The organism is Vulcanococcus limneticus LL, assembly GCF_002252705.1.
Taxonomy (GTDB): domain Bacteria; phylum Cyanobacteriota; class Cyanobacteriia; order PCC-6307; family Cyanobiaceae; genus Vulcanococcus; species Vulcanococcus limneticus.
Genome location: NZ_NQLA01000001.1, coordinates 93,840 through 111,226, shown reverse-complemented (window position 1 = coordinate 111,226; position 17,387 = coordinate 93,840). Strand labels below are relative to the sequence as shown.

Here is a 17,387-nt window from a genome sequence, read left to right as displayed (position 1 = left end):
CCTTGAACCGTGCTGCCCTCATCCGGGCTGCCTTCAGGCCACGTCAGCGCGGTTCGCCACGAACGGGAAGCCCTGAGACCGCCCGTAGAGTTGCGCCCACCTGTGGTGATCGAGCCCATGCGCGTGCTGTTTGCGGCAGCCGAATGCGCCCCGATGGTGAAGGTGGGTGGCATGGGGGACGTGGTGGGCTCGCTGCCGCCGGCCCTGGCGGCCCTCGGCCACGACGTGCGCGTGATCATGCCCGGCTACGGCCGGCTGTGGAGCAAGCTCACCATCTCCAGCGAACCGGTGTGGCGCGGCCACACGATGGGCACCGACTTCGCGATCTACGAGAGCCGCCACCCCAGCACGGGCCTGCCGCTCTATCTGGTGGGCCATCCGGTGTTCGACCCCGAGCGCATCTATGGCGGTGAAGACGAGGACTGGCGCTTCACCTTCTTCGCCAGCGCCACGGCCGAATTCGCCTGGAACCACTGGAAGCCCCAGGTGCTGCACTGCCACGACTGGCACACCGGCATGATCCCGGTGTGGATGCATCAGGACCCGGAGATCAGCACGGTCTTCACCATCCACAACCTCAAATACCAGGGGCCCTGGCGCTGGAAACTGGACCGCATCACTTGGTGTCCCTGGTATATGCAGGGGGACCACACCATGGCGGCCGCCCTGCTCTATGCCGATCGGGTGAATGCTGTGTCGCCCACCTATGCCCAGGAGATCCGCACGGCTGAATATGGCGAGAAGCTCGATGGTCTGCTGAATTACGTCAGCGGCAAGCTGCGCGGCATCCTCAACGGCATCGATCAGGACGACTGGAACCCCGCAACCGACCCCAGCCTGCCGGCCAGCTTCAGCCCCGACGACCTGGGCGGCAAGGCCCTCTGCAAGGCAGCCCTGCAGGAGCGCATGGGCCTGAGCGTGAACCCCGACAGCTATCTGATGGGGGTGGTGAGCCGGCTGGTGGATCAGAAGGGCATCGACCTGCTGCTGCAGGTGGCCGATCGGGTGCTCGCTTACTCCGACAGTCAGATCGTGGTGCTGGGCACCGGCGATCGCAGCCTGGAATCGGGGCTGTGGCAGATGGCGGCGCGCCATCCCGGGCGTTTCTCGGTGTTTCTCACCTACGACGACGCCCTATCTCGCCTGATCTACGCCGGCAGTGACGCCTTCCTGATGCCCAGCCGCTTCGAGCCCTGCGGCATCAGCCAGCTGCTGGCCATGCGCTATGGCTCGATCCCGGTGGTGCGCCGCGTCGGCGGATTGGTGGACACGGTGCCGCCCCACGACCCGGCCCACCACAGCGGCACGGGCTTCTGCTTCGACCGGTACGACCCACTGGATTTCTATACCTCGATCGTGCGCTCCTGGGAGGCCTACCGCCACGTCGACAGCTGGCGCGAGCTGCAGCGGCGCGCCATGACGGCGGATCACAGCTGGGAGCGCTCGGCCCTGGAGTACGACCGGATGTACAAAGAGGTGCGCGGCCTCAAGGAGCCCTCGCCCGATGCCCAGGCGGTGGAGCAGTTCTCCCTTGGCCAGGACGCGGATCCCAGCCTCCGGGGCGGCGATCTGCAGGCCGAGTCGCTGAGCGTGGAAGCTGGCCAGGGCTGGAGCCAAAGCCAGGCTGGGGTACCCGGAGCGGCTGGCAACGCCGACCCAGATGGCACAACCGCCCCTGACGGCGCCAACGCCAGCGATCTGCCATCCGACGCCTCGCTGGCCGCCCGGTTCAACCCCCTGGCCCTGCTGCGGCGCCGGCCGGGCGGCTGAGCCCCGGCCCTAGCCGGGCGGCAGCCTCCCTGCGTTCTCCCCCATGAGCCGGTCGGAGCCAAGCACCAACCTGCCAGTGCCCTACCGCAGCCCCTGGCGGGCCCTGGGGGAGGACCTGCGGGCCGTGGCCGCAACTCTGCGCCTGGGCCTGCAGGAGCTATGGCGCCGCAATGGCCAGGGGGATCTGCCCCGCCCCGCCCTCTGGCCCCGGGACCTGGCGCCCCTGTTCTGGCCGCTGCTGCTGGTTGTGGCGCTGGCTGCGCTGCTCCTGGTGGGGCTGGGCCAGCGACTGGACGACAGTGCCAGCGGCCTGGCGAAGCCCGAATCACTGGCGCCGCCGGCCGAGATCCCCCTGGAGATACCGCAGGAGATCCCAGCCACCAGGGCAACCGCAGACCCCGCAGACGCTCCCCAGGAACCCCGCTCCGAGGCCCCCGCGCCGGAGACCCCAGAGCCAGAGCCCAACGCCCCCGCTGCCGCCACGGCAGAGACGTCCTCCGAAGCCGCCGCAGCCGCCCCAGGGCCCATGGTCCCTCCCGATCCCCTGGCCGAACTCCTCGCCAGCCCCGCAGCGGCAGGTCTGCTGCGAACCGCCAGCGCCGAGCCTGCCAGCGCCGGCCTGCAGCTGGTGCTGGCCGAAGACTTCCTTGACCTACCCGGCGCGGAGCAGCAGCGCCGCGCCGACGCCTGGCTGCAGCTGGCCCTGGGTCTGGGCTACGAGCACCTGCAGCTGCGCGATGCCCATGGAGCGCTGATGGGCCGGGAGGCGGTGGTGGGCGGCGGCATGATTCTGCTCAGTCCCGCCGAGCGGAATTGAGGCCATGCTGCTGAGCCGGTTGATCGAACGCTGGGGAGCCCCGATCGGCGCCACCGTTGACCCCGATCAGCCCCTGGGCCCCGTCTGCACCGACAGCCGCCAGCTCGCTGCAGGAGCTCTGTTCGTGCCGCTGGTGGGGGAGCGGTTCGACGGCCACGCCTTCCTGTCAGAAGCGGCACGCCTGGGGGCCCAGGCCGCCCTGGTGCAGCGGGGGCGGGAGGGTGCTCTTCCACCCGGCCTGGCGGCCTGGCTGGTGGACGACACCCTGGTGGCCTACCAGGAGTTGGGCCGGCTGTGGCGCCAGGACCTGCGGGCGCCGGTGGTGGCGGTCACCGGCTCTGCCGGCAAGACCACCACCCGCGAGCTGATCCGCGCCGTACTGGCCCCCCTGGGGCCGGTGCTCGCCAGCAGCGGCAACGAGAACAACGACGTTGGCGTGCCGCTCACCTTGCTCAGGGCCGGGGCCATGAACCGGGCCGTGGTGGTGGAGATGGGCATGCGGGGCCTCGGGGAGATCGATCGGCTCTCCCGCTGCGCCGAGCCCGACATCGCCGTGATCACCAACATCGGCACGGCCCACATCGGCCGATTGGGCAGCCGCGCCGCCATCGCCACCGCCAAGTGCGAGATCACGGCGGGCCTACGCCCCGATGGGCTCGTGGTGATCCCCGCCGGCGACCCCCTGCTGGAGCAGGCCCTGGCACGGGTGTGGTCGGGTCGGGTGGTGCGGGTGGCCTTGGCGGGCAGTGGGGGCGCCAACTCCGAGGCGGCGAGCACCACCACTGCTGGGCAAGCGTTGCCTGCCCCCGACGCGATCGGCCAGCTAGAGGCTGAAGGCTCGGTTCTTCGCCTGGGAGAGGCGCGGATCCCACTGCCCCTGGAGGGGGAGCACAACGCCCGCAACCTGTTGCTGGCTATCGCCGTTGCTCAGGAGCTCGGGCTTGATGCCGGCCGGCTGGATTGCCTGGAGGTGGCCTTGCCGGGGGGGCGTAGCCGTCGCCAGAGCATCGGCGGCATCACCGTGCTGGATGAGACCTACAACGCCTCCCCAGAGGCGGTACTTGCGGCCCTTGCCCTGCTGCAGCGCCAGCCCGGCCGCCACTTCGCGGTGCTGGGCACCATGCTCGAACTGGGGGAGCAGAGCCTGGCGCTGCACCGTCAGGTCGCCGAGTGGGCCAGGGAGCTGGAGCTCGACGGGCTGGTGATCGTCGATGGCGGCCCTGAGGGCGAAGCCATGCTGACGGCGGCGGCGGGCCTGCCCCGGCTTCGGCGGGTGTCGAACCCGGCTGAGGCGGCGCCGGTGCTGAGGGAGTGGCTGGCTCCCGGCGACCAGCTGCTGCTCAAGGCCAGCCGGGGCGTGGCACTGGAGCAGTTGATTCCACTGCTGGAGCTGGCCGCCTGAACTCACCGGCCCCAGGCCGCTCCGCCATGCTGGCCTCGGAGCGGCATTTCACGATGGCGTAGCCCTCGGGCTGGGGTTGAGGGTGGTGGTTCACCTGAGACCCTTCCAGATCTTGTCCAGCTAGCCGGTTCCCCGCAGAACAGGGCCGCGCTCGCCCAGATGAGTGGCTCAACGGATCAGGCGTCCCCCTCCCCGTCGTCGAGGGCGAGGTCGTCGTCGTCCTCCTCGTCATCCCCGAGCACTTCCTCCAGCACTTCGCGGGCAGTCTTGAGGCGGGCGCTGTCGGCGGCCCAGACGGCCACGCTGACGGCGTCGGCCTCACCGTCCCCCAGCAGCTCCTCCAGGGTTTCCAGGTGGTACTCCTCCACGAAGCCCAGCAGCTCCAGGCTGATCCGCAGCGCGTCCTCGGGGGTGACCGCAGCGGCCTCCACGGCATCCAACACCTGCTGGATGCGGGGATTCGACGACTCGGCGGCCGGGGTGGACTCGGGGGCGCTGCTCATGGGCTCGAGGGCTGCTTCGCCCCCACCATGGACCAGCGGAGCCGCAGGCGCCGCACCCCCTGATGCGGCGACCTGTGTTTCCCGCATCACGAAGGGAGCTGGCTGTTGCGCTTGGCCGATGGCGGAGGTCATATCCGGTGGCTAAGGGGTGGGGGTAGATAGCGGCGCGAACGCGGCGCAGTGGACGTGACGGGATGGACGTGACGGGATGGGCGCAAGGGCATGGACGGGAGGTCATGGACATGAGGCGAATCACCGGACTTCCGGTGCTGGCCTGGCTCCTGGTGGGCCAGGGCCTGCCGCTAGCACTGCCGCAGCCCATCGGCGCCGAGGAGCTGCCGCCGGTCCCAGCGCCGGGCCAAGTGACGCCAGCCCAACCGAGCCAGGTATCGCCACCGCCATTGCCGCCCATGCCCGAGCCGCTCCCGCCGGAGCAGCCCACCCAGGCACCCCTCGCCGCTCCCAGCCAGAGCAAACCATCCGGTGCCACCCCGCCCCGGCCCGCTCCAGCGACTCCGACCCCAGGGGGGCGCGCCCCAGCGAGTGGCGGCCAGGTCGCCCGGCTGCTGATCGATCTCTCCGAGCAGCGCCTCACGGTCTTCGACGGCGAGGGACGGCGGGTCTATCGCGCCCTCGTCTCCACGGGCCTGGCCTCGATGCCCACGCCCACGGGACAGTTCCGGGTGGCCGGCAAGTACGCCAGCACGCCGATCGTGGGCGAGGGGTACCGCATCCCCGCTGTCGCCAACGTGATGTGTCTGGGGGGCGGCGGTCTCCGGCCCGATCGGATCTGCATCCATCCGGCCCCCTGGCAGGAGGCGGCCCGCCAGGCCTTCGGCGTTCGGCGCAGCCATGGCTGCATCCGCGTCTCCAGCGCCACGGCACGCTGGCTGTTCCAGCGGACGCCGGCGGGCACCGAGGTGGGGATCGAGCCGTAATCAACTCGGGCCTTGATCCGGGCGGCATGGTCCAGCCTTGCCGCGGCGACGGGGTTGGCCGGAGCGTTCAGGCCGTCGGCGAGGCCTTGTCGATGCGGTGCACGGTCATCTCCAGCTGCTGGCGCAGGGAGCGGGCATGGTGCTCGGCGGCCGCCAGCTCATGGCGCAGGCTCTCCACCTGCTTTTCGGCGGCGAGCAGGTCGCGGGCGGTCTGGATCGCGGCGCGGTGAATCAGGTCGAGCGGCCCGTGGCCGGCCGCCGCGTCGTTGGCCTGGGCGGGGCTGTGGGGGTCGGCCATGGGGCAGGCAGGTCGGGGATACCTTCCATGCTGGGCCATGGCGAAGGGCTCGCTCAGGCTGAAGTTGTGCTGGGCGACGGGATCAGTGGTGGCGCCAGGGCGGGATCCCGGCGGCGGGAGGTTCCATCCCGCGCACTCCAGGGTGCCGAGGTCGGGCCGGGGCCACAGCTCCCAGTGGAGGTCATTGAGGGCCTGCAACCGGAGAGCCCGCCCCATGGCATCTGCAGGACATGGGATCTGCAGGAATGGGATCTGCAGGAATGGGATCTGCAGGAATGGGATCTGCAGGAATGGGATCTGCAGGAATGGGATCTGCAGGAAATCCGTGGAGCGGGGCCCGTCCCATCGGAGGCTGGCTACGACGACCTCAAACGCGATCTGCGCCATGCCCCTGCCGGTGCCCCCCGAGCTGATGGACCTGCTCAGCCGCCAGCTCGATGCACCGATCGAGTGGGTGAGCGTGGTGGGTCAGTGCAGCCTGGCCCAGGTGCGCGGCATTGTCGTGAGCGCCGGACGGGTGCTCGATTTCGTCTTCGATGCGGAACGCCAGCAGCTGCACACCTGGCTGCGCTTTGAACTCACCACCCTCCAGCGCAACGCACTGGTGCCTCAGCGGGCCTGAGGTCCTGGTGCACCTCCAGCCCGTGCACCGTCGCGCTGTGCGCTGCCGCTCTGTGTACAGCCTCTCTGTGTGCAGCCTCTCAGTGCGCTCTCTGCCCGGCCCCCTGGCGGCCCTGGCGCTGCTGCTGGGGCTGGCCGGCTGCGGCAAGGCTCCCATCCCCCGCGAACTGGCGGAGGTCCAGGCCGTGGCGGATCCGCTGCTGCGCGCCAATCGCATCCAGACCACCCCGCTCCGCTTCGGGCTGGAGCTGGGGGATGCGGCGCCCTACTGGGCCGAGAAGGCCGGCCTCTGCAAGGCCAGCAAGGAAGACCAGGACACCGGGGATGCCTGCGCCAACTGGGCCCACCAGTCGCCTGCGGAGGCCACCAGCCCGGCCCAGCGCCAGATTCGCCGGCTCTCCTATCTGTTCGGCTCCGCCCAGGCCCGCAGCTATTCCCATGGGCTGATCACCTTCGATCGCTCCTTCTTCCTGATCCACGACAGCGACCGTCCGGCCCTGCGCTGCGTGATCGCCCATGAGCTGAGCCACGTGCTGCGCCGCCATTCCTATCTGGCCTCCCGGGCGGCCAACGAGACCTACGCGAACCTGGCCGAGGAGGCCCGCCAGCGCGCCCTGGCCCAGCTGTCGCAGCAGCAGGAGCTGGCGGCCGATCGCGGCGCCATGTTGATGACGGCCATCGCCGGCCACGACCCGAAGGCCTGCGTGCAGCAGCTGCTCAGCAGCGCCCAGCTCGATGCCGACTACGCCCCGGAGGATCCCCTGGGCTCCCATCCGGGCCAGGCCCGGCGGCTCAAGGCGGCGCAGCAGTACCTGGGCGAGCCGCTGCAGCGGGATCTGGCGGCCTGGCGTCAACGGCAGGGGGGGCGCCAGGCCGGTGGGGAATCCAGCCCCCAGTGGAGCTGGGACCCGGAGCACCAGGTGCTGCGGGTCCAGACCACCCCGAGCGGGGTGGATCGGTAGGGCCTCAGCGCCGCTCGATCAGCTCCTGGCGCGGGTAGCGGACCTTGGCCAGGCCGGCGTACTTGTCGTCCGTGCTGCGGTAGCCCAGGGCCACCACCACCGCCGTGCGGTAGGGGCTGCCCTCCAGGCCGAGGATGCGGTCGTAGTCCGGGGGCGAGAAGCCCTCGATCGGACAGGTGTCCACCTGGAGCAGGGCAGCGGCAGTGAGCAGGTTGCCCAGGGCGATATACACCTGATTGACCGCCCACTGATCGGCACGCTCGGGGCTGAACCCCTGCACCACGGTCTTCTCCAGCAGCTGGCGGAAGCCATCGAGGCTGGCCGGATCGAGGCCCCGGGCCTGGGCCGTCGTGGTGATCAGGCGGTCCACGTCGGCGGCATCAATGCGGCGCTTGGCCAGCAGCACCACCAGATGGGAGCTGTCGGTGATCTGGCCCTGGTTCCAGGAGTGGCCGCGCAGCTCGGCGCGCAGGGTCGGATCGGCGATCACCAGGAACTTCCAGGGCTGCAGCCCGAAGGAGGAGGCGGTCAGCACCAGCGACTCCTCCAGGGAATCCCAGGTTTCCGGCGGAATGGTGCGGCTGGGATCGAAGGCCTTGGTGGCGTAGCGCCAACGCTGGGCCTCGAGCAGCTCGGCGGGGGAGAGGGGCATCGCGGCGACATCCGGCAGGACCAGGACTGTCCCATGGGGCCCGAGGCGGCGCCGGTTCGCGCGGACACCGCACCGACGCGGCAGGCGAGGATCAAGTTCTGCGGCGCCGTAGCTGGCCCCCTGGCGCCGTTCCTTTAATGGAGGTGAAGTTCGGGCACGACGGTTGATCCGATGACGAGTTCCGCGCCGCTTCAGCCGGGCCAGAGTGACCGCGCCGAGCGGGAGGTGATGCCCTCCGGGACACCGATCAATCTTCATCTGCCCAAGGCCGGCAGTGGCATCGCCAACCTCTATGACATCAACGACGGTGGCGCCTGTGCCATCCGCCGGGGAAGGCTGGAGGTGAGCGTCGGCGATGTCGTGGAAATCGAGGTGGCCGAATACGACGCCCGCATGATGGAACAGGCGATGGACGAGGGCCGCAGGATTCAGGGGGTGGTGCGCTGGTGCCGACTGGGTCAGAGCAACTCCAGGATCGGCATCTCCTTCGTGGGCAGTGAGACGGAACGCCGCAACTTCGTGGCCTTCACAAAGATGGCCAGGGCCGGGCTCTCAGACTGATCGTGAGGGCTCCAGTGTGGCCATCCACTTGGCCCGAAAGATAGTGGCACTGCGACTCAGATCCGCCGGCCACTGATCACGCGGAACAGAATCGCAATGATCGCAATCACCAGCAGTAAATGAATCAGCCCCCCCAGGGTGGTGGAGGTGACCAGGCCCAGCAGCCAAAGGATGATCAGAAGAATGGCGAGCGTTTCCAGCATGGCGGTTCCTCCAGGGACGGGGACAGGACGGGCAAGGAAAGCGCCAGGCCCCATCCCGAAGCGGGGCCTGGACTGCATTAAAGTGAACTGATTTGAACTGACTTGATTCGGTCTGAATTGACCGAACTAAATCAATCAAATGAGCGTGGCCTGAGCCGAACGAATCAACTGATGCCTACTTGGCCTTGTCGGCCAGCCGACCAGCGGCATCGCTGACATTCTCAGCCGCCTCCTTGGCGCCCTGCTTCACATCTTCCAGGGCATGCATCCCGGAGGCCTGCACCTGCTTGGCCTTGCCCTTGATCTGGTGGCCAGTGTCGCCGGTGAGCTCGCCATAGGCGGATTCCAGCTTGCCCTCGGCATCCTTGGCCGCGGCATCGAGGTGGTTGGACATGGTGGCAATGGGGGTGAGGTGAACGGGGTGGAGGCTGACCGCTGCCACGGCCGGCAACGGAAGCAGCAGGGACCAGATCAGGGCGACCAGCGCAGCGAAGCCGCCGAGGCTGAAACCGAACGGCTGGGCCCTGGGTGGCCGGGCGAGCGGGGAGATGGACATGGGGTTCTGATCCCAGAGGCTCATCTCCGCTGTAGGCACGGCGTGGCGCCAGCCTCCATCCCGGGCATGAAATCGTTGAACCGAACCGACTGAGTTCAGCCGAGCGGCAGTGGCCGGGAGCAAGGCCGGGCGACGATCGGCGCCTGACTGCGCTTCAGCCGCACGCGATAGGCCACGTGGGACGGACCCAGCCGTTCGATCAGGGCCTCGCGGGCCTCGTACTGCAGTTCTTCAAGGGAGTCGGCCTCAATTCGAATCGTCTCGTTTTCGGCGGTGGCCTGGAGGCGCCCTGGCCGATCGGGGAGCACCCGGAACACGATTTCACGCATGGAGCTGGGGCCCGGATATGGCTTGCTTCGTTAAACCGATTCTCGCGGGTTTGCTCGCTCGCCGGAGGTGAGCTGGGCTACGGAGACCCGTATCCGCCAGGTTCGGACGCCGCGCCATAATCCACTCGGTTCCACACCAGGGGCTGGGAGCGCCAGTGCTCAGCAATCGCCTGGGTGAATTCCGGCCGCACCAGCTTGCTGCGCGACACGCACCAGTCCAAGTCGTCATGGCGCAGCACGAAGCCCTCAGGGGCACCGCTGCGGTAGCGGCTGGGGGCGCTGTCCAGCAGGGAGACCACCCCCGGCAGATCCAGCCGGCCCCGGTGCAGGGTGGGCACGGCCGCCAGGCCCAGCTCAAGGGCCAGGGCGTTGCGCCGCGCCGCGCTCCAGAAGCGCGGGTCCCGGGGATTCACCACGTCGAATAGCAGGAACAGGTCCGGCAAGGCCCCGTAGTCGAGCGAGTGGCGGGCGGCGCACCACTCGCCGAACAGCACCAGGCCCCGATGTTCCGGCTGCGAGAGGAAGGCCGTCAGCGCCGGCCCATGCACCGCCAGCCAGGAGCCAAGGCGCGTGAACTGGCCCTGGAACGGCGCCTGCAGGTACTCCCCGCGCTGCTGCAGCCGCAGGCGGCCATCGGAGGCGAGGGAGAGGCCCAGGTTGGCCCCATCCACCTTCTCCTCCACCGACAGGTCGGCCTGGAGAAAGCTCTCGGCCTCGGGCGTGGTGAGCACCTTGTCGCCGCGCACATCCCCACTGCCGAGCCAGGCGAGGTGGGGGGTGTGGGGGAAGCGGAAGAACTCCGGATCCCCGGCGCTGCTGGCGCCGCCGGTCATGGCAGGGTGGGCGGCAGGGGTCATGGCGTGGTTGGCCCCGGGTTCGCGGCGCTGGGAGAAACCCTGTCAGTCGTGCTGGTCGTGGGCCTCGCCATGGCGGTGATCATGCGGGCCGTGCACATGCGAGCCGTGATCATGCTGGTGGTGTTGGCGCTCATTCGGACGCCCATGGTGCCGCTCCTGCTGGCGCCCATGCAGTCCACCAGCGAGACCCTCCTTTTCAGCGTACTTCTGGCGCGACCAGGACTCAATCACCGGCTCCAGCGGAATCCGGTGGGCGCTCAGGGCCTGCTCCCAGCCGTGCCAGTCGGTGTCGCCGGCGAAGGCGATCCAGCAGGCGCCATGCACCCGGATCGCCTCGGCGCAGGCGGCCACCATCTTGCGGTCGGCCAGGTCGTGCACCACAGGCTGCAGATCCGCCGGCAGTACGGCGTTGCCGTCGGTGTCGTAGGCGATCTCCACCACATCACTGGCGCAGGTGCTCCACTTGTGCAGCACCACCTGATGGCCGTAGTCGCCGAAGCCCAGCTGGTGGCGGTATTCCTCGAAGATGCGGCCCGCTCCATCGAGCACCAGCCGGCTGTCCGACTCCTTGAACGCCTTCAGCCACTGCCACACCGCCAGGCGCAGGGTGGGGTCCTCCGGGGTGGCCTCGATCGGACGGTGCTGCTGGGGGTTGCCGGCGCTGGCGGCGATCAACACGTTGGTATCCACCACATAGCGGGATCTCATGGCTAGGCCTCGCGCTGCCGATCAGCCCCCTGGCGCCCGGCCCTCTGCCGCTCGATCATCTGCCGCTCGAACATCAGCCGGGCCTGCTCCTCCGCATCGCCCATGGCATTGCCGAAGAAGTGCTCGGGCCAATCCAGCAGCCGGCCGTAGTCGTCGAGGCTGAGACGGCGCAGCTGGGAGCTGCCCGCCAGCTTGTCGACAAAGTAGAGGGCGCAGTCGCCCGGGGCGATGGCCTGGCGAGCCACCAGGGTCTGCATGCGGCGAAACAGGTGCTCGGAGTGGGTCTCCACGATGAACTGCACCTGGCGGCTCAGGCTCACCTCCACCAGCAGTTCAGCCAGCACCGACTGGGCCAGCGGGTGCAGGTGGATCTCAGGCTCCTCCAGGATCACGGTGCTGCCGGGCGGCGCGAAGAAGGCCACGGTGAGCACCGGCAGCACCTGGGAGATGCCGATGCCCACATCGTGCAGGTTCGCGGCCACCGCCTCCTGGTCGATCACCACCTCGTAGCGGCTGGAGCGGCCCACCTGGCGCACGAGCAGCTGCTGGGCAATTCCCATGCGCTGCAGCCAATGCGACACCCCGTTCACGATGCCGTTGCGCTCTGGCCCCGGCAGCAGCGCGTCGGCCAGCAGGATGTCGATGCTGCGGCCGCCATCGCTGCCGATCTCGCCGGGGCGGGCCCGATCCCACTGGTAGTCGCGCTCGGGCTTGCGGCGCAGCGGGCCGAGGTAGAGGATCTCCTCCAGTTCGCGGCGGATCGCCAGGCTGAGGTCTTCAACGCGGGCACCCGCGGCGCCCAGCTCGGCGATGGCCCTGGCCGGCAAGGCGATCGAGCGCTCGGGGCTGAAGGCGGGGCTCCTGCCCTTGGACTGGTTCTCGGCCCCCACCAGCAGCCCGTAGCTCCCCTTCTCGCGCCGCACGGTCCGGAAGCGCTGGCCGGCCCCGTCCTCCAGGGTCAGCTCCTGCACCACCACGGCGCCGCTGGCGCTCTGGCCGTAGCTGGCCTGGAACCGGCCGCTGGCCACCCGCTCAGCGCTGCCGCTGCGGGCGAAGCTGAAGCCGATGCCGACGCGACGCGGGCTGGCCCCCTGCTTGAGCAGGCTGGCGAAGTCGCCGAAGTGGAAGCTGGCGGTGCTCTCCTCGCCGCCGAGGTCGAGGTGCACGGTGCGATCGGGCGACTGGGCCGTCTGCTTGAGCAGCAGCAGGCTCTGGATCAGCGACGACTTGCCCGAGGAATTGGTGCCCAGCAGCATCGTCACTGGCGCCAGGGCCACAGAGCCCGTGTCCTGCCACGACTTGAACTGGCGGAGCTGGAGCGCGGTGAGCATGGCGGTACCGCTGGGGCCGCAGGGCGGGCAAGGGTCCCAGGGCTGCATTCTGCGGCCCGCAGCCTGGGGGATCGGCCCTGCCGGTATTCCCGTCTGCCGGGCTGGCTGCGGCCGCGCGCGATCTGGCCTTGAATGGAGCGATGCGCAGCTCCAGTGGTTCAACGCAGACGGCCACACCACCGCTCGTGCTGCTGCACGGCCTGATGGACAGCCCGCGGGTGTTCGATCGGCTGCGGCGTCACCTGGGCGAGCAACGCCAAGAGCTGCTGGTGCCCGACCTGCCGGTGCGCTTCGGCACCACGCCCGTGCAGGAGCTGGCCGAGTGGCTGGGCCGCCAGATCGAGGCGGCGTTCGGCCCCTCCCGGCCGGTGGACCTGCTGGGTTTTTCGATGGGTGGGGTGATCGGCCGCACCTGGATCCAACTGCAGGGGGGGTATCGCCGCACCCGCCGCTTCATCAGCCTGGGCAGCCCCCAGCAGGGCACGCTCACGGCCCAGCCCTGGCCGCGAAAGCTGCTGGCCGGCATCGCCGACCTCAAGCCGGGCAGCCCGCTGCTGCAGCGCCTCGATGCCGACCTCGACAGCCTGCGGCAGGTGGACTGCTGCAGCTTCTATTCAGGGCTTGACCTGATGGTGCTGCCGGGCTGGAGCGCCGTGCTGCCGGTGGGGCCGCGGCACCAGCTGCCGGTGCTCACCCACCCCCAACTGGTGCGCGATCCCCAGGCTCTGGCGCCCCTGGCCCAGGAACTGCTGCGGGCCTGAGGCCGGAGATCCCCGATGTCGGCGGATACCTGGAGGTTCCTGGCCTGCGCAGGCGGCTGGCTGGCCTGGTCGCTGCTGATCGGCTGGCTGGCCCAGCGGCTGCCACCGGCGGCCCTGGAGAGCGACAGCTGGCTCACAGCGCCCCGCCCCTGGGGCGAGCGGCCCGCGGCCTACGAGCGCTGGCTGCGGATCCGCCACTGGAAGGACCGGCTGCCCGATGCCGGCACCGCCTTTGCCGGCGGCGTCCGCAAGGCCAGCCTGGTGGGGCGGGATCGGGAGACGCTGCGGCGGCTGGTGGCCGAAACCCGCCGGGCCGAGCTGGTGCACCTGGCCCTGTGGCCGTTCTGGATCGCCACAGCCCTGTGGCTGCCGCCCATGGGGGTGCTGCTCAACCTGCTGTTCGCCACGGCCTTCAACCTGCCTTGCCTGTGGCTGCAGCGCTTCAACCGGCTGCGGATCACGGCCCTGCTGCAGAGGATGGGGCTCACGCCACCGGCGGGGGACTGAGGGTCCCTGGCCCGCGGCCGGTGCAGCCCTCCAGCGGCGGCCCCTCAGGGTCCCAGCAGCAGCGGTTCCAGCTCCAGATCCACCGCCAGGCCTGGATCCTCCACGTGGCGGGCCGCCACCAGCCTGTGCCGGCCGGCCTCCAGGGCGAAGCCGTCGTGGGCTTCATCGAAATAGGCCAGGCGGCGCAGGGGAATCAGCAGCCGCAGCCGCTCGCTCTGCTCCGGCTCCAGCGTGAGCCGCTGGAAGCCGATCAGGCTGCGGACCGGCCGCTCCACGGCTCGCCCCGGCGGCTCCAGGTACACCTGCACCACCTCATCGGCCACCATCGCCCCGGCGTTGTGCACCGTGAGCTCCAGCAGCAGCGCCGCCTGGGGATCCGCCGCCCCCGCGGGAGCCTCCACCAGCTCGGCGGCCAGCTCGCTGTGCCTGAAGCTCGCGTAGGAGAGGCCGAAGCCGAAGGGGAAGGCGCTCGAGTGGCCGTCCCGCTGGAAGCGGCGGTAGCCATGCCAGAGGTCGTAGGTGATCTGGCGGGTGCGCGGGTGGAAGGGGGGCAGGTGGGCGTGGTCGGTGGGCAGGGCGAAGGGCATCCGGCCCGAGGGCGACACGCGGCCCAGCAGCACATCCGCCAGGCCCTCGCCCCCCTGCTGGCCTGGATACCAGAGCAGCAGAATGGCTGGCACCAGCTGGCGCCAGGCCTCGCTGAGGATGCCGCCGCCGCCCATCAGCACCACGACGGTGCGCGGGTTGGCACCCACCACGGCGCGGATCAGGGCCTCCTGGCGCGGCTCGAGGTTGAGCTCGGTGCGGTCGCCGGAGGCGAAATCCCCCCCGGGCCTGGCCGAGCCGAGGCTGGCCACCGCCGCAAAGCCCGCCGTGAGCTTCGACCACAGCGGCAGCAGCCGCGCCCGGCCGATGCGGCGCAGCAGGGGATCGGGGGGCGGCGTATGGCGCAGGATCGGGGCGATATCGCCGGCGTGGATGTGCTCGCCCTCATGGCGCCAGTCCAGCCCCACCACCAGCACCGCCACCTCGGCCGCGGCGGCCAGGGCGGTGGCCTCGGCCAGGTTGCGGCCGTCGCAGTGGCGAATCTCCAGCTCGGGCGCCGCGGCCCGCAGGCCCGCCAGGGGCGTCACCACCGAGCCGGGGGCGGGGCGGGTGTCGGAGGAGCCGCGATCGCCCAGGTTGGCCTCGGCGGCGAGCCGGCCGATCACAGCGATCGAAGCCACGCCAGCCAGCGGCAACAGCGGCCCGCCGTCCGCGAGCGGCTCGTTCTTCAGCAGCACGATCGCCTTGGTGGCGGCCTCCCGCGCCAGGGCCCGGTGCTCCGGGCAGGCCCGCAGCGACGCCGAATAGTCCCCGGGCGGCACCGAGAGCTGGGCCCGCAGTAGCCGCAGCACCGCGTCATCGATACGGCTGAGGGGCACCGCACCGCTCGCCACCGCCTCCGGCAGGCAGGCCTCGAATACCATCCGGAAGGGCATCTCCAGGTCCTGGCCCGCCAGTACGGCAGCCACGCCGTCGCGGACGCCGAAGATGAAGTCGGTGAGCACAAAGCCACCAAAGCCCCAGCGCCGCTTGAGGATGTCGCTCAGCAGATCGGGATGCTGGCCGCACCAGGCGCCGTTGACGCTGTTGTACGCGCTCATCACCGCCAGGGCGCCGGCCTCGATGCAGTCGCGGAACTGGGGCAGGTAGAGCTCGTGCAACACCCGCGGCGTGGCCTGGACATCCACCCGGAAGCGGGCGCTGTCGATCGAGTTGAGGGCGAAGTGCTTGACGCAGGCGATCGCATGGCGAGCCACCCCGCGGCTCATGGCGGCGCCCATGGCGCCCACGTGCACGGGGTCCTCGCCGTAGGTCTCCTGGGCGCGGCCCCAGCCGGGGTGGCGCAGCAGGTTCACGCACACTCCGCCCAGCAGATTGGCGCCGAAGGAACGGGTCTCGCGGGCCATGGCCGCACCAATCCGTTGCTCCAGCTCCGGATCCCAGCTGGCGCCGCGGGCGATCGGTGGCGGAAAGGTGGTGGCTCCGCCCTCCAGCACCACGCCGCGGGGGCCATCCACGAAGTGCAGGCCGCCAATCCCCAGCCGCGGCACCACCCCGGCCGGCCAGGGGTGCTGGTGGGAGGCGTTGTGGAGGGCGATGTCCGCCATTCCCGACCAGAACGGCGTATCGCCATCGAGCATCGCCAGCTTCTCGGCCAGCGTGAGCTGCTCCAGCAGGGCCCGGGCCCGCTGCTCCTGGGCCGGCGCCCCGGGCGCCTGGGGCTCGAGGCGGCGACCATCGGCGGCGCTGGTCACGGCAGGGCGGCACACACCAGCACCGTAGGCATGGCCTCCGGCGGCAAACCATGGGCCATGGCCCCGGGCTGGGGATCGGCGGTCACATCCAGTCGCAACCGCGGCCCTCGCAGTCAGCGGCCAGACACAGCTGCCGCCCAGGCTCCTTCCACCCCGGCGCTGGAGGCAGCGACATGACGGAGATCGCAACGAGGGTCCAGTGAGGGCGAGCCAGTGGAGGGGCCAGCACCTGCTGGCCTTCAACGCCGAGGAGGCCGCGGCCCTGGCCGATGCCTGCGCCCTGTTGCTGGTGGCCTCCGAGGCCGTTCCGGGCTGCCGCCTGCAGGCGGGGATGCAGGGGGTGCTGGCCGAGCTGTTCGAGGCCCTGGCCCAGCCGGCCGAGTTTCCGGGCGAGGGCGGCTGAGGGCAGGGGAACGGCCTCAGCACCTCAGAACTTCCAAGCCGAACAGCCGCTGCCCCAGGGGCCTGGCCCCCTCCTGGCCGCCAGACCGATCAGCAGCACCAACCCCCGCGGTGGATGGTCTCGACGCCCTGGGGTTTCCCGGCAGGGCCTCTACCTCGCCGTGCCGGCGGCACGCTGTCGGCGGCACGGTCTTGGCAGCAAGGTCTTGGCGCCACGGTCTTGGTGCCACGTGTCGGCAATCACCCCGTCGGACCTGTCGGCTGGGCGTGAGCCTCAGGCCAGCGCCGGAAAGCAGCCCTTGAGGCCGTTCACCAGCATCTGCACAGCAATGGCGCTGAGCAGCAGCCCCATCAGGCGGCTGATCACCTTCTCCTGCAGTTCCCCCAGGGCCCGCCGCAGCGGCATCGATACCAGCAGCACCAGATAGATCCCGAGGGCCAGCAGGGCGATGATCCCGCTCAGGGCCAGACGGCCGATCCACGCCTGCGGCGCATCGGCCACCACCAGGGAGATGGCGCCGGGGCCGGCCAGCAGCGGCATCCCGATCGGCACCACCCCGACCGTACCGGCGTCGTTGTCGACCTCCGGGTGGCCCACCTCCAGGCCTTCGATCAGCCGCAGGCCAATGGGCAGCAGGATCAGGCCACCGGCCACGCGGAAGGAATCGAGGCTGATCGCGAACAGATCCAGCAGAGCCTGACCCCACCAGCAGGCCGCCAGCAGCGTGAACAGAAAGGTCAGCACCGCCAGCCGGCTGATCCGCCGCACCCGGCCGGGTTCGCCTCCGGCAGCCTTGGCCACCACTGGCAGCGCGCCGATCGGCGAACTGATCGCCAGCAGGCCCACGGCGGTGTTGATCAGGGCCATGGCCGTGCCGTCAGGCGCCGCTGCCCGCACCGTATCCCCGG

At 70.3% G+C, this 17,387-nt stretch carries 21 protein-coding genes; 10 read left to right on the top strand and 11 right to left on the bottom strand.

All coding sequences use genetic code 11. The features are described 5' to 3' along the window. Positions 1–117: 117 nt before the first annotated feature. Genes glgA through CJZ98_RS00600 form a run of 3 tightly spaced genes read left to right on the top strand, consistent with a single transcriptional unit; the run spans position 118 to position 3,989 of the window. Positions 118–1,770 carry a glycogen synthase GlgA gene (gene glgA / locus CJZ98_RS00610; protein WP_094587670.1) on the top strand — a complete coding sequence of 551 codons (1,653 nt, stop codon included), beginning with the start codon at positions 118–120 and terminating at the stop codon, positions 1,768–1,770. A 43-nt stretch (positions 1,771–1,813) separates the two neighbouring features. Further along, positions 1,814–2,587, top strand: a complete 774-nt coding sequence (locus tag CJZ98_RS00605) for a hypothetical protein (protein ID WP_094587569.1) — start codon at positions 1,814–1,816, stop codon at positions 2,585–2,587. A gap of 4 nt (positions 2,588–2,591) precedes the next feature. Then, positions 2,592–3,989 (top strand): UDP-N-acetylmuramoyl-tripeptide--D-alanyl-D-alanine ligase, encoded by a 1,398-nt coding sequence (locus CJZ98_RS00600; protein ID WP_094587568.1) that lies wholly within the window; start codon positions 2,592–2,594, stop codon positions 3,987–3,989. Between the two features lie 176 nt (positions 3,990–4,165). Here the strand turns inward: CJZ98_RS00600 and CJZ98_RS00595 are convergent, their stop codons facing one another. Beyond that, the gene (locus CJZ98_RS00595) at positions 4,166–4,492 is read right to left on the bottom strand and encodes a hypothetical protein (protein ID WP_094587567.1); all 327 of its coding nucleotides are present in this window, start codon (positions 4,490–4,492) and stop codon (positions 4,166–4,168) included. Between the two features lie 410 nt (positions 4,493–4,902). Here CJZ98_RS00595 and CJZ98_RS00590 point away from each other — a divergent pair, with 410 nt between their 5' ends. Then, positions 4,903–5,430, top strand: coding sequence for a L,D-transpeptidase (locus CJZ98_RS00590; protein WP_094587669.1), 528 nt, complete (start codon positions 4,903–4,905; stop codon positions 5,428–5,430). Between the two features lie 67 nt (positions 5,431–5,497). Here the strand turns inward: CJZ98_RS00590 and CJZ98_RS00585 are convergent, their stop codons facing one another. Further along, positions 5,498–5,944: a hypothetical protein gene (locus CJZ98_RS00585; RefSeq protein ID WP_157910821.1), complete on the bottom strand. Its 447-nt coding sequence runs from the start codon at positions 5,942–5,944 to the stop codon at positions 5,498–5,500. 169 nt (positions 5,945–6,113) lie between these two features. Here CJZ98_RS00585 and CJZ98_RS00580 point away from each other — a divergent pair, with 169 nt between their 5' ends. Continuing rightward, complete coding sequence (locus CJZ98_RS00580; RefSeq protein ID WP_094587565.1) at positions 6,114–6,350, top strand: hypothetical protein; 237 nt, start codon at positions 6,114–6,116, stop codon at positions 6,348–6,350. 82 nt (positions 6,351–6,432) lie between these two features. Further along, on the top strand, positions 6,433–7,311 hold the full coding sequence (locus CJZ98_RS00575; RefSeq protein WP_198537400.1) for a M48 family metalloprotease: 879 nt from the start codon (positions 6,433–6,435) through the stop codon (positions 7,309–7,311). A 4-nt stretch (positions 7,312–7,315) separates the two neighbouring features. Here CJZ98_RS00575 and CJZ98_RS00570 read toward each other — a convergent pair whose 3' ends face one another. After that, positions 7,316–7,963 (bottom strand): NAD(P)H-dependent oxidoreductase, encoded by a 648-nt coding sequence (locus CJZ98_RS00570; RefSeq protein ID WP_094587563.1) that lies wholly within the window; start codon positions 7,961–7,963, stop codon positions 7,316–7,318. A gap of 171 nt (positions 7,964–8,134) precedes the next feature. Between CJZ98_RS00570 and CJZ98_RS00565 the strand changes: the two genes are divergently transcribed. Next, positions 8,135–8,524 (top strand): PilZ domain-containing protein, encoded by a 390-nt coding sequence (locus CJZ98_RS00565; protein WP_094587562.1) that lies wholly within the window; start codon positions 8,135–8,137, stop codon positions 8,522–8,524. 56 nt (positions 8,525–8,580) lie between these two features. Here the strand turns inward: CJZ98_RS00565 and CJZ98_RS17905 are convergent, their stop codons facing one another. The 6 genes from CJZ98_RS17905 to CJZ98_RS00540 form a co-directional block, all read right to left on the bottom strand. After that, positions 8,581–8,727: a lmo0937 family membrane protein gene (locus tag CJZ98_RS17905; RefSeq protein WP_108723263.1), complete on the bottom strand. Its 147-nt coding sequence runs from the start codon at positions 8,725–8,727 to the stop codon at positions 8,581–8,583. Between the two features lie 175 nt (positions 8,728–8,902). Beyond that, positions 8,903–9,283 (bottom strand): CsbD family protein, encoded by a 381-nt coding sequence (locus CJZ98_RS18945; RefSeq protein ID WP_232756069.1) that lies wholly within the window; start codon positions 9,281–9,283, stop codon positions 8,903–8,905. Positions 9,284–9,378: 95 nt separating this feature from the next. Continuing rightward, positions 9,379–9,612: a hypothetical protein gene (locus CJZ98_RS00555; protein WP_094587561.1), complete on the bottom strand. Its 234-nt coding sequence runs from the start codon at positions 9,610–9,612 to the stop codon at positions 9,379–9,381. Positions 9,613–9,689: 77 nt separating this feature from the next. Next, a complete protein-coding gene (locus tag CJZ98_RS00550) occupies positions 9,690–10,469 on the bottom strand; it encodes an RNA ligase family protein (RefSeq protein ID WP_198537399.1) in 780 nt (259 codons plus the stop codon). 42 nt (positions 10,470–10,511) lie between these two features. Then, positions 10,512–11,177: a hypothetical protein gene (locus tag CJZ98_RS00545; RefSeq protein ID WP_198537398.1), complete on the bottom strand. Its 666-nt coding sequence runs from the start codon at positions 11,175–11,177 to the stop codon at positions 10,512–10,514. Between the two features lie 2 nt (positions 11,178–11,179). Then, positions 11,180–12,508, bottom strand: coding sequence for an AAA family ATPase (locus CJZ98_RS00540; RefSeq protein ID WP_094587559.1), 1,329 nt, complete (start codon positions 12,506–12,508; stop codon positions 11,180–11,182). Positions 12,509–12,648: 140 nt separating this feature from the next. On the opposite strand from CJZ98_RS00540, the gene CJZ98_RS00535 reads away from it, so the two are divergent. Both CJZ98_RS00535 and CJZ98_RS00530 read left to right on the top strand, forming a co-directional pair. Continuing rightward, on the top strand, positions 12,649–13,269 hold the full coding sequence (locus tag CJZ98_RS00535; protein WP_094587558.1) for an esterase/lipase family protein: 621 nt from the start codon (positions 12,649–12,651) through the stop codon (positions 13,267–13,269). A 15-nt stretch (positions 13,270–13,284) separates the two neighbouring features. Next, on the top strand, positions 13,285–13,776 hold the full coding sequence (locus CJZ98_RS00530; RefSeq protein ID WP_094587557.1) for a glycosyl-4,4'-diaponeurosporenoate acyltransferase CrtO family protein: 492 nt from the start codon (positions 13,285–13,287) through the stop codon (positions 13,774–13,776). 44 nt (positions 13,777–13,820) lie between these two features. On the opposite strand, the gene CJZ98_RS00525 is transcribed toward CJZ98_RS00530, so the two are convergent. Continuing rightward, on the bottom strand, positions 13,821–16,076 hold the full coding sequence (locus tag CJZ98_RS00525; protein ID WP_232756068.1) for a beta-glucosidase family protein: 2,256 nt from the start codon (positions 16,074–16,076) through the stop codon (positions 13,821–13,823). A gap of 199 nt (positions 16,077–16,275) precedes the next feature. Between CJZ98_RS00525 and CJZ98_RS00520 the strand changes: the two genes are divergently transcribed. Beyond that, entirely contained in the window at positions 16,276–16,479 is a 204-nt protein-coding gene (locus CJZ98_RS00520; RefSeq protein ID WP_094587556.1) for a hypothetical protein, read from the top strand. Between the two features lie 273 nt (positions 16,480–16,752). Here the strand turns inward: CJZ98_RS00520 and CJZ98_RS00515 are convergent, their stop codons facing one another. Then, positions 16,753–17,346 carry a MarC family protein gene (locus tag CJZ98_RS00515; RefSeq protein ID WP_157910819.1) on the bottom strand — a complete coding sequence of 198 codons (594 nt, stop codon included), beginning with the start codon at positions 17,344–17,346 and terminating at the stop codon, positions 16,753–16,755. Between the last annotated feature and the right edge of the window lie 41 nt (positions 17,347–17,387).

What these genes read in the sequence shown, in the direction of transcription:
- glgA (WP_094587670.1), top strand. Translation starts at nt 118, where the DNA reads ATGCGCGTGCTGTTTGCGGCAGCCGAATGCGCCCCGATGGTGAAGGTG.
- CJZ98_RS00605 (WP_094587569.1), top strand. Translation starts at nt 1,814, where the DNA reads ATGAGCCGGTCGGAGCCAAGCACCAACCTGCCAGTGCCCTACCGCAGC.
- CJZ98_RS00600 (WP_094587568.1), top strand. Translation starts at nt 2,592, where the DNA reads ATGCTGCTGAGCCGGTTGATCGAACGCTGGGGAGCCCCGATCGGCGCC.
- CJZ98_RS00595 (WP_094587567.1), bottom strand. Translation starts at nt 4,492, where the DNA reads ATGAGCAGCGCCCCCGAGTCCACCCCGGCCGCCGAGTCGTCGAATCCC.
- CJZ98_RS00590 (WP_094587669.1), top strand. Translation starts at nt 4,903, where the DNA reads ATGCCCGAGCCGCTCCCGCCGGAGCAGCCCACCCAGGCACCCCTCGCC.
- CJZ98_RS00585 (WP_157910821.1), bottom strand. Translation starts at nt 5,944, where the DNA reads ATGGGGCGGGCTCTCCGGTTGCAGGCCCTCAATGACCTCCACTGGGAG.
- CJZ98_RS00580 (WP_094587565.1), top strand. Translation starts at nt 6,114, where the DNA reads ATGCCCCTGCCGGTGCCCCCCGAGCTGATGGACCTGCTCAGCCGCCAG.
- CJZ98_RS00570 (WP_094587563.1), bottom strand. Translation starts at nt 7,963, where the DNA reads ATGCCCCTCTCCCCCGCCGAGCTGCTCGAGGCCCAGCGTTGGCGCTAC.
- CJZ98_RS00565 (WP_094587562.1), top strand. Translation starts at nt 8,135, where the DNA reads ATGACGAGTTCCGCGCCGCTTCAGCCGGGCCAGAGTGACCGCGCCGAG.
- CJZ98_RS17905 (WP_108723263.1), bottom strand. Translation starts at nt 8,727, where the DNA reads ATGCTGGAAACGCTCGCCATTCTTCTGATCATCCTTTGGCTGCTGGGC.
- CJZ98_RS18945 (WP_232756069.1), bottom strand. Translation starts at nt 9,283, where the DNA reads ATGTCCATCTCCCCGCTCGCCCGGCCACCCAGGGCCCAGCCGTTCGGT.
- CJZ98_RS00555 (WP_094587561.1), bottom strand. Translation starts at nt 9,612, where the DNA reads ATGCGTGAAATCGTGTTCCGGGTGCTCCCCGATCGGCCAGGGCGCCTC.
- CJZ98_RS00550 (WP_198537399.1), bottom strand. Translation starts at nt 10,469, where the DNA reads ATGACCCCTGCCGCCCACCCTGCCATGACCGGCGGCGCCAGCAGCGCC.
- CJZ98_RS00545 (WP_198537398.1), bottom strand. Translation starts at nt 11,177, where the DNA reads ATGAGATCCCGCTATGTGGTGGATACCAACGTGTTGATCGCCGCCAGC.
- CJZ98_RS00540 (WP_094587559.1), bottom strand. Translation starts at nt 12,508, where the DNA reads ATGCTCACCGCGCTCCAGCTCCGCCAGTTCAAGTCGTGGCAGGACACG.
- CJZ98_RS00535 (WP_094587558.1), top strand. Translation starts at nt 12,649, where the DNA reads ATGCGCAGCTCCAGTGGTTCAACGCAGACGGCCACACCACCGCTCGTG.
- CJZ98_RS00530 (WP_094587557.1), top strand. Translation starts at nt 13,285, where the DNA reads ATGTCGGCGGATACCTGGAGGTTCCTGGCCTGCGCAGGCGGCTGGCTG.
- CJZ98_RS00515 (WP_157910819.1), bottom strand. Translation starts at nt 17,346, where the DNA reads ATGGCCCTGATCAACACCGCCGTGGGCCTGCTGGCGATCAGTTCGCCG.